At 33.4% G+C, this 7,158-nt stretch carries 6 protein-coding genes; 3 read left to right on the top strand and 3 right to left on the bottom strand.

Annotated elements, in window-relative coordinates:
• Positions 1-151 precede the first annotated feature (151 nt).
• Positions 152-706 (top strand): ribosome recycling factor, encoded by a 555-nt coding sequence (gene frr, locus Q0A18_RS13745; protein WP_292010726.1) that lies wholly within the window; start codon positions 152-154, stop codon positions 704-706.
• Positions 707-850: 144 nt separating this feature from the next.
• Here frr and Q0A18_RS13740 read toward each other — a convergent pair whose 3' ends face one another.
• The 3 genes from Q0A18_RS13740 to Q0A18_RS13730 all read right to left on the bottom strand — a co-directional run bounded on the left by Q0A18_RS13740 (position 851) and on the right by Q0A18_RS13730 (position 5,600).
• Positions 851-2,308, bottom strand: a complete 1,458-nt coding sequence (locus tag Q0A18_RS13740) for an LptF/LptG family permease (protein ID WP_292010725.1) — start codon at positions 2,306-2,308, stop codon at positions 851-853.
• Positions 2,309-2,375: 67 nt separating this feature from the next.
• Positions 2,376-3,023, bottom strand: a complete 648-nt coding sequence (locus tag Q0A18_RS13735) for an outer membrane lipoprotein carrier protein LolA (protein WP_292010724.1) — start codon at positions 3,021-3,023, stop codon at positions 2,376-2,378.
• 63 nt (positions 3,024-3,086) lie between these two features.
• Entirely contained in the window at positions 3,087-5,600 is a 2,514-nt protein-coding gene (locus Q0A18_RS13730) for a DNA translocase FtsK (RefSeq protein WP_292010723.1), read from the bottom strand.
• A 335-nt stretch (positions 5,601-5,935) separates the two neighbouring features.
• Here Q0A18_RS13730 and Q0A18_RS13725 point away from each other — a divergent pair, with 335 nt between their 5' ends.
• Both Q0A18_RS13725 and Q0A18_RS13720 read left to right on the top strand, forming a co-directional pair.
• Positions 5,936-6,493: a cysteine hydrolase family protein gene (locus Q0A18_RS13725; RefSeq protein ID WP_292010722.1), complete on the top strand. Its 558-nt coding sequence runs from the start codon at positions 5,936-5,938 to the stop codon at positions 6,491-6,493.
• 111 nt (positions 6,494-6,604) lie between these two features.
• Positions 6,605-7,158, top strand: a 554-nt coding sequence (locus tag Q0A18_RS13720; protein WP_292010721.1) for a Crp/Fnr family transcriptional regulator, incomplete at its 3' end; no start/stop codon positions are given.

The following is a 7,158-nucleotide window of genomic DNA, read 5'->3' as shown; positions in this document are numbered from 1 at the left end:
GCTTTAATTCGAAAACAATCATTATTTTTGCATCACTAAATAGTAAAAGAATAATAATAGACTAACAATAAATACCTCATTGTAAAATCTTAAATAACTTATTTTCAATATATGTTATTGAATGTGTAACCTATCAAATTTTAAATATATAATGGAAGAATTAGATCTTATATTAGAATCTGTAAAACAGGATATGGATGCTGCTATTAAGCATTTGGACCATGCATTTCAAAAAATCAGAGCAGGACGTGCTTCTACAAATATGGTTCAGGATGTAATGGTAGAATATTATGGTGCCCCTACTCCTATTACACAGGTAGCTAATATTTCTGTACCGGATGCCATGACAATTTCTATTCAACCCTGGGATAAAACAGCTATTAACGCTATAGAAAAAGCGATTATTAATTCCAATTTAGGTTTTGCTCCTTCAAATAACGGGGATAACATTATTTTAAATGTACCGCCATTAACAGAGGAGAGAAGAAGAGATTTGGCAAAACAAGCTAAGGTAGAAACAGAACAATCTAAAATAACAGTAAGAAATGCAAGACAGGATGGTTTAAAAGAACTGAAAAGACTGGAGGGTGTTTCTGAAGATGTTGTTAAAGGAGTAGAAGAAGAAATACAAGGTCTTACAGATAAATATGTAAAAGCTTGTGATGATCATCTTAAAACAAAAGAAGCTGAAATTATGAAAGTATAATTTTCAGATTTTAAACATACAGAAAGCAGATTCAAAATGAATCTGCTTTTTTATTGAAGGGTTTCTTAACAGAACAAATCTTATAAATGAAAAATAATGATTTATAAAACAACAAAAAGCTCTGAAATTTTCAGAGCTTTTTGCTTATTGATATCGTTGATGTTCTTTATTTTTGGAGAACTTTTGGATAATTGGTTTAAAGAAGGCTTTATATTTTTCTGCATCAAATAGCTGAGAATCGGTAAGCGCTTTATAAGTCATCCAGACACCTAAAGGGAAAAAGATCATATTAGGAACCCATGCTGCCAGATATGGATTCATATTTCCACCCCAGGCGACATTCTCTATTCCTACATTAATGATATAGAAGATGATGAAAATAACAATCGCAATAATAACCGGAAGTCCCATTCCTCCTTTTCTGATAATAGATCCCAGGCTGGATCCAATCATAAAGAAAATAATACAGGTGACAGAATAAGATATGATTCTCTGTTGATAAATTACAACTTTACTAAAGTATTTTACATTCGGTGATATATCTTTATTTTTTGCATCCAGTGAGGATTTCAGATTATCCAATCTGTTATAGGCATTATAAATGATTTCCAGTTTTTTATCACTTTTTACACTATCCAGTTTAAGCTGAGCCTTAGGAGCTGCTTTAGGCTTATTGGTTTTATCCATATAGCTCACCACTGAATTGGTTTGGCTAAGGATATCACTCGTTACGTTAGTATAGAACTTTTTATTTTCTTCTTTTGTTTTAGCAATTGTTGTATTCAATTCTCTATAAGTCTGGAAACGGTAATCATCCGTTATCTGCTCATCTTCGATGGCTTTATTAATAATGTCACTGATGTCAAAATGGGAAACCAGTGTATCAAATTTAATAGCTTGATCAGGTTGTTTTAATCTTATCTTTTCTCCTTTTCCCGCATGATTGTCTTCAAAAACATATCCATTATATAGAACAAGCTTTAGGAAATTTTTGTTGGCAGCCGGAACGAATTTGCCTTTCTCGGCCACGATAGACTGTTGGTTATCGTAAGGACTTGCTTTTTTATGAACAAAAACCCCTTCAATATTTTCTCCGTTTTCACCATAAATTTTGTCAAACTTAACCATATATCCCGGAATCTGGTCGATAAACTGACCTGGTGTAAAGTTGAGGGCAGGTTTGGTCTGAGCAATATTGAAAAGCATATTTTTAGCCTTTCTCTGGAAATCAGGAATAATGTTATTGGAAAATAAATAAAGTAATATGGATAAAATAATGGTAACTCCTAACAAAGGCTTCATGACCCGTGTCAGGGAAATTCCGGCAGCTTTCATTGCAGCAAGTTCATATCGCTCTCCAAATTCACCAAAGGACATGATACTGGCTAAAAGTATTGTCAACGGCAAAACCATACTCACAACACTTACTCCAAGGTAAAAAAGAAGCTTAAGTATCTGCCAATAGCTTAATCCCTTTCCCATAAACTGTCCCAGCTGAACCCAGATGATATTCACTATAAATATAAAAAACAGTACACTGAATATAAAGAAAAACGGTCCGAAAAAGGTTTTTATAATATACCGATCTAATATTTTAAACATTCGCCAAAATTAAATAAAAAGCCACAAAATAACTTTGTGACTTTTAAATATTATTACTTTTTTAGAATTACAATTCTGTAATGATGTAATTCTTATATTTATTCTTATCAAAAACAAACATATTCGGATCCAGGTTCTGGTTTTCTTTGTATTCTTTAATAGCAATTACTGCAATATCCCTGTTATTTCCATACTGTTCCAGTTTAATCATCTGCTTTTTAGCAGAGTCTACAAAAAGATATACAAATTTTAATCCGTTAGCTTTTATAGGTGTGAGTTTTATAAAATCAGCACTTACACCGTTAACGACTTTTTTACCATTATAAGTTACATTATAATCATTTCTATAAGTTGAAAGATAATTGATAGGTGAGAACATTACACTGCTTCCGTTTGGTTTGGCAATTGTAACCTCCATATCCTCTGTATTGATATTATAGATTTTGTTGCCGTCAAAGATCTGTTCGGTATCCATAATTTTCAATTTGTATTTATCTCCCGCGGAATAATAAATTCCCGGCTCAGTCTTTGTTACCGCACCATTAATACCACTTCCAAAAGAAAATTTGAAATAGGTGTTTTTCTTTGCGTTATAATTTGCTGTTACATCATCTAATATCTTTTGTGCTTTAGCATCTATCTTTTGTGCATTTGCAAATCCTGCAGCCGTTACGACAAAACTTCCCAATATAACTTTTGAAATAATATTCTTCATTTTTAACTATTATAATGTATTAGACATATGATAACCACAAAGGTTAAATATTCTGTTTAGCTTTTATTTACGCAGATCTTCCAAAAACTGTTCCAAAGAATGAAGATCACTGATCAGTACTTCTCTGGCTTTAGCCCCGTTAAAGCCACCTACAATACCACTGGCTTCGAGCTGGTCCATAATTCTTCCCGCTCTGTTATATCCTAATTTAAGCTGTCTCTGAAGCATAGAAGTCGATCCCTGCTGAGTGGATACAATGATTCTTGCTGCTTCTTCAAATAAAGCATCTTTCTCGTTAGGATCAAAAGTACCTGCTGAGCTTGTGGATTCTTCAGAAACATATTCAGGAAGTAAAAAGGCGGAAGAATATCCTTTCTGCTCTCCGATATATTCTGCGATTCTTTCTACTTCCGGCGTATCTACGAAAGCACATTGAAGTCTTAAAATTTCATTTCCGTTGAAATAAAGCATATCCCCTTTACCAATCAGCTGATCTGCTCCCGGTGAATCCAGGATCGTTCTTGAGTCTACACTGGATATCACTCTGAATGCAGCTCTTGCAGGGAAGTTAGCTTTGATCATACCGGTAATAACATTCACTGATGGCCTTTGAGTCGCTACGATAAGGTGGATCCCCACAGCTCTTGCTAACTGGGCAAGTCTTGCGATAGGTAATTCCACTTCTTTTCCGGCAGTCATAATTAGGTCAGCGAACTCATCGACAACTAATACAATATAAGGTAAAAACCGGTGTCCGTTTTCAGGATTAAGCTTTCGTTCGGTAAATTTTTTATTGTATTCCTTTAAATTCTTACAGAATGCATTTTTAAGGAGATCATATCTGGTATCCATTTCAATACATAATGAGTTCAATGTATTGATTACTTTATTGGTGTCGGTAATGATCGCTTCTTCTGCATCAGGCAGCTTTGCCAAATAATGTCTTTCAATTTTTGAGTATAAGGAAAGTTCTACCTTTTTAGGGTCAACCATTACAAACTTCAATTCACTTGGATGTTTCTTGTAGAGTAGGGAAGTAAGAATAGCATTGATCCCTACCGATTTTCCCTGCCCCGTTGCTCCTGCCATCAGTAAATGGGGCATTTTAGCAAGGTCAGCCATGAATATTTCATTGGAAATGGTTTTACCGAAAACTACAGGTAGATCCATATCCGAGTTCTGGAATTTTTGGGAAGCAATTACAGAACGCATGGACACCATTGTAGGATTTTTTCTCGGAACTTCAATACCAATCGTTCCTTTTCCCGGCATCGGAGCAATAATTCTGATGCCTAAAGCAGATAAATTTAATGCAATATCATCCTGTAGTTTCTTAATTGCCGCTACCCTGATTCCTGCTTCCGGTACAATTTCATATAATGTAACTGTAGGGCCGATAGTCGCTTTTATTTCAGAAATTCCAACATTGAAGTTTTTAAGAAGACCGACAATTTTATTTTTATTTTCTTCTAATTCATCTTTATTAATAGATATTTCCTCACTTCCATAATCTTTCAGAAGATCAACTGTTGGCATTTGAAAATTAGCCAAATCCAGTTTATGATCGTAAAGCCCATGTTTTTCTACAAGTTCCTGGGATTTCTTATCGGATTCATCCAGAATATCTATTACAGGAGCTACCTCGACATTGAATTTAATATCGTCTTTTGGAGCAGATACCGAAGTTTTGGTATCAAAGGCATTTTCTGGTTTTGTAAGTGGAAGATCCGCCGCTGTTGATTTGAGATTCAGATTAACAGATTGAGCTGTACTAATTTCTTCCTCAAAAGATGTTTTATTAGGAGTTACAATTGTTTCAAGGTTGGTAGAGACAGGAATCTCCGGAAATCCTTTTATAGGTTCTTCTTCTTTATGAGTATTGGAAACATCTGTTACAGAGATATTCTGAAGATTATCTGAAACTTCTTCTTCCAGTTCTTCGTCTGCTTTAAATTCTTCATCAGAACTTGGAATCATGGATTTAACCCTTCCTACTGTGTTTTCATTGATTTTATCGAGCTTCTCTTTAATAGAGCTAGGTCTTAGATTAAATTCCAGAATGAAATATAAAGCAATGCTTGCTACCAATACTACCCATAGGCCTACACTCCCGATCATAGAATTCAAAGTGTCCATGATCTGATAACCATAAACTCCTCCTAAAACTCCCTGTCCTTTTGTAATAGCACCGAAGAATATTGGAAGCCAGCAGATGAAAAACAAAGAATGGCCAATTGTTTTCCATGGTTTGAAAATTTTCTTCTTTAAAATAAGGGTTCCCATCACCAAAAATAAAAAGGCAATGATGAAAGAAGCAATTCCTATACTTTCAAAAATAAAAATATTTCCCAGCCAATCTCCGACTTTACCAAAAATATTGGAAGATTTAATTGTTTTATCGGTCATGGTTCCTGCCTGACTCTGGTCGGCTTTCCAATTCATTAGATAAGAAATAAATGAAAAGGCAAGAACAAACGCTAAAAGTACAAAAGTAAGCCCGAAAAATATACGTGGCTTTGATAAAATTTTGCCCTTGTCAGGCGATCCCGGTTGTTGTTTTTGTGTCTTTTTGTCCATAATCTCAATGAGGGCAAATTTAATGTTTTTTCGACACTAAATGAATCTTTTTTTTCTGAAAAGAGGTTTCGATTCCGGTTTGATATCAAAAAAACATGTAATTCTTCTTAAACATTTAAGACTCAAAAAAATGATGACTCCGGATTTAAAATTATTTGCATTTTTTGAACTAGTTCAATGTCTGACACAAGAATTGTTTCTAATTTTGTTGCCATAATCGATTAAACATATGAAGTGTAGTATTAAAGAGTGTACAACCCTGAATTAAATATTAACTCGAAACAGGATTAACTTACTGAGGCTATAATTCTTATTAATTTTAACAATTTAAATATATGAACAATACCGCATTATTAATTATTGATGTACAAAATGATTACTTTCCGAAAGGAAAAATGGAATTGGTAAATGCAGAAAAAGCAGGCGAGAATATACAACAGATTCTTACGTATTTCCGCAGTCACCAATTACCTGTTATTCATATTCAACATATTGATCCAACGCCTAATGCTTCTTTTTTTATGATTGATACTCTGGGTGCAGAGATTAATACTCTTGTCTCACCAAAAGAAGGCGAAAAAGTAATTACCAAATATTATCCCAATAGTTTCAGAGAAACAGATTTATTGGAATACCTTAAATCAAAAGGAATTAAAAAACTTATAATTACCGGAATGATGACAGATGTTTGTGTAGACTCTACAGTAAGAGCAGCAATGGATTTTAATTTTAGTAATACAGTAATCGGAGATGCTGTTGCAACAAGAGATAGAGAGCTACATGGAAAAATAATTAAAGCTGAAGATATCAATCAATCCTATCTTGCCGGAATGGCAGCATTAAATAATTTATATGCTGAAGTAATAATGACAAAACAACTCATAGATAAATAAGTGTAGATAATATAAGTTGAAATAAATATTTATTATTAAGATTATTAATAATTTTGTAAAGATATCGTTTTGATATCTTTACTTTTATGTATAATAAATAGATTCCATATCGTGTATCAGTTACTTCAAAATAATATTGCTAAGTATACAGAGCTTTCAAATGACGAATTTCAAAGTTTTATTGCTCCTTTTCGACCACAGAAAATAAAAAAAGGAGAAATCATTTTGAAAGAAGGAGATTATTGCCATTTTGAAGGTTTTGTGAACAAAGGATGTTTCAAAGTATATAAGTTAACCGAAGATGGGGTGGAAAGGGTTTTATATTTCGCAGCAGAAGATTGGTGGATCACTGATGTGAATAGCCTAATTAACAATGTTCCTAGCTTTTTAAACATACAAGCATTGGAAGACAGTGAAATATTGATGATTTCCAAAAAAGATAAAGAATATTTATACCATACCATACCTAAAGTAGAAAAGCTTTTCAGGATAATGAATCAACAAGCTTCTGTCTCTTTACAAAAAAGAATTTTTTCAACTTTACATACAACTGCAGATCAACGGTACCTTGAATTTATTGCTAAATATCCTTCTATAGAACAACGTCTTACTCAGCAACAGGTAGCATCTTATCTTGGAATTACACATGAGTTTTTGAGTAAAGT

This window comes from Chryseobacterium sp., from assembly GCF_022712095.1.
Lineage (GTDB): Bacteria > Bacteroidota > Bacteroidia > Flavobacteriales > Weeksellaceae > Chryseobacterium.
This window is presented reverse-complemented; position numbering and strand designations above follow the sequence as displayed.